3 protein-coding genes and 1 pseudogene are annotated in these 2,821 nt (G+C 29.3%); all 4 read left to right on the top strand.

From position 1 onward, the window contains the following. Window positions 1–483: pseudogene (locus tag L4C36_RS23565) on the top strand (hypothetical protein); the annotation flags it as partial. 31 nt (window positions 484–514) lie between these two features. Next, window positions 515–1,564 (top strand): polysaccharide pyruvyl transferase family protein, encoded by a 1,050-nt coding sequence (locus L4C36_RS23570; RefSeq protein ID WP_428480198.1) that lies wholly within the window; start codon window positions 515–517, stop codon window positions 1,562–1,564. After that, the gene (locus L4C36_RS23575) at window positions 1,565–2,632 is read left to right on the top strand and encodes a glycosyltransferase (protein ID WP_428480199.1); all 1,068 of its coding nucleotides are present in this window, start codon (window positions 1,565–1,567) and stop codon (window positions 2,630–2,632) included. Beyond that, window positions 2,619–2,821: hypothetical protein (locus L4C36_RS23580; protein WP_428480200.1), on the top strand; the 203-nt coding region annotated here is incomplete at its 3' end. The genes L4C36_RS23575 and L4C36_RS23580, both read left to right, overlap by 14 nt.

The following is a 2,821-nucleotide window of genomic DNA, read 5'->3' on the forward strand; positions in this document are numbered from 1 at the left end:
ATATATTATACTCCAATATATTTATTCGGTATTATCGTTTCTCAACAAAGAGACTTCTTATTAAATAAGTTATATGGAAAAGAGTTAACACTTTTATCTGTAGTTATCTTCTTTGCACTTTTAGAGGTCTCAATTGGTTCGGGAAATCAAAAAACTCTACTATCTTATGAAGGGTTTGATGTTAGTTTCTTCCAAAAGGTTTTCTTGTGCCTATTGTTTTTTGTGTATTTCACTCGCTTTGAAGGGAAAAGTATACCAATTTTGACTATGGTTTCTAATTTTAGCTTTGGTATATTCTTTTTACATCCATGGCTTATTTCAATTTTTGATAAGGTAGAAATTCAGACGAATACATTTTTCACATATCTATCATCAATTGGTTTGAATTTAAGTTTATGTATATTAATGATAATGACATTGAAAAAGGTATTTAGTAGTTTTTCAAAAAATAAATTTAACACAAGATATATACTTGGATGCTAATTATTAGAAATAAGTTTGGATGGTTTATTTAATGTCGAAGAAAGTTTGCCTAGTAGGCTATTATGGTTATGGTAATTTTGGGGATGATCTGATGCTTAGCATTTTGGCTGATATTTTCCTAAGTTTACGCTGCAGTGTAACTGTGGTATCAAAAAAGCATAATGACTTCTTACCACCTGATGTTATACAAGTTACTTCTGATACAAACAGCTTGTCATCTTTGTATAATGATGTGTTTTCAAAATCAGATATTGTATTTTGGGGGGGCGGGACTTGCTTTTATACATCTAATAATAACTTAAGAGGTATGTTGGGAGTTTTAAAGCGAATTTTTTTTGCAAAAAAAAATAAATGCAAATTTAATTTTCTTGGTGTTGGAGTTGAACCTAGTTCTTCGTTATTTGGAAAATTAATTTATAAGGCTATATTTTCATTGACAGATGATATCATTTGCCGTGATGTATCTAGTCGAAATGTTTTGAAAAGTTATTCAATGAAAGCTGCTGTACACTCTGATTTAACGTACCTGATAGAGCCTAGGGAAAGAAATCAAAGTGAAGCTTCAAATTACATATCATTTAGTCCTGCGGGTTATAAAAATGCATACGATAATATTGATTCTATTGCCAACTTACTGATTGAGCTGAATAGAGTATACGGAAAAAAAATCGTACTTGTCTCTTTACATGATGGAATAGATGAAAAATTTAATTCTGTTCTTTTCGACAAGTTGCATATGAAAGTACCGTTAGAGATATCTGAATCAAGGACTGTAGATGATCATATAGAAATATTAGGAAATTCCTATTTTAATATTGGAATGAGACTTCATTCTATTATTTTGTCAGATGTGCTTAATGTTCCTGTCTTTGGGGTTTCATACCAAAAGAAAGTTGGTGACTATTTAGATCGAGTTGACTGCGTGAAGTATAAAAGGTATGTCGACATTAATACTCATTATTCTATTGACGACATCGAAGCTAGTTTAAATGAACAGTTTAATTCTGACTCTATAAAACATTATGTTAAATTAGAAAGAAAATCACTTCTAAACTGTACAGCAAGGTTATTGGATAATTAAATGTATAAATCTATTATTCTAGTTGCTCCTGGTTTTTATAAAAAAACAGGGTATTTTTTCAGAGCTATCCGAGACAAGAATGCATTAGAAATTAATGGCCATGAAATAACTGTCATAGGATATAAGCTTTTTTTCTTTTATGATGTTGATGGAAGAAAGATTCCTTATAATACAGTCTTTTCTTTGTTGAAAAATTCAGACTATATTATTAGTGAAAATATCGCACCTTCTATTTTCTCTTTACCATTTAAAAAGAAAAAGAGGGTGATGGTTGTCCATGGCAGTTTAGAAGACTTACAACCTTTTAGATTTTATCATATAAAAAAATTCATTTATTCATTCCTCCTTAAATATGCTTTGAAAAATTACACTTCAATCATTTCAGTTTCAAATGCGATGAATGATTATTTGAATGGTTTAACTTCAAGTAATATAAAGAATATCACTACAATACCTAATTTGCCAGATGATATTTTTTTACAAAATATTCAATCAGCAAGAAATAGTCAAAATTTATTCGATAGCATCGGTTTAGATAAAGAGAGAAAATATATTTGTTATTGTGGTAACTCTCAAAAGTGGCAGAAAATTGATTTTCTTTTAGATGTTTTTTCATATATACATAAGCAAGATAATAAAATTGATTTAGTTATCCTTACCAAGGATCTGGAAACCTTTGATAAGGAGATTAGAAAAAGGGAAATCAGTGCTGAACGCATTGTTTTAAAGACAGTTGAAAATCCTGAAGTACCTAATTTTTTGGTTGCTTCAAATCTACTTTACTTACTTAGAGATGATGATGAAATTAATAATGTTGCTTGTCCAACCAAAGCGATGGAGTACTTATCATCCGGTACCGATATAATAGTATCTAAAGGCCTTGGTGATATAACTAGTATAGTTGATTCGGAAGATAAAGGTATTGTTGTAGATTTAGATAGTAATACCAAAATTTCAATTGTTGGTGACTTAATAATTCACAGGATTAACAATAATAGAACTCAAAGAATTGTAGATATTGATAAGTATAGGCTGTCAAACTATGACAAAGAATATGAAAAATTATGACTATGTCCTTGTAGAACCTAAGTGTTGCGCAGGGCATGTTGAGTTATATAAAGAGTTGATAAAAACTAGATTTAATGATGGAAGTGTTTTATTTATTTCATCTTCTAACTATCTAGATAAAATTGACATTCCTAATGTTGATAAATATGAAATAAAACTAATTAACTCTTCTAATAAAGTGTTTTATAG

Origin of the sequence: Photobacterium japonica (assembly GCF_050337005.1) — a bacterium.
Taxonomy (GTDB): Bacteria; Pseudomonadota; Gammaproteobacteria; order Enterobacterales; family Vibrionaceae; genus Photobacterium; species Photobacterium japonica.

What these genes read in the sequence shown, in the direction of transcription:
- L4C36_RS23570 (WP_428480198.1), top strand. Translation starts at nt 515, where the DNA reads ATGTCGAAGAAAGTTTGCCTAGTAGGCTATTATGGTTATGGTAATTTT.
- L4C36_RS23575 (WP_428480199.1), top strand. Translation starts at nt 1,565, where the DNA reads ATGTATAAATCTATTATTCTAGTTGCTCCTGGTTTTTATAAAAAAACA.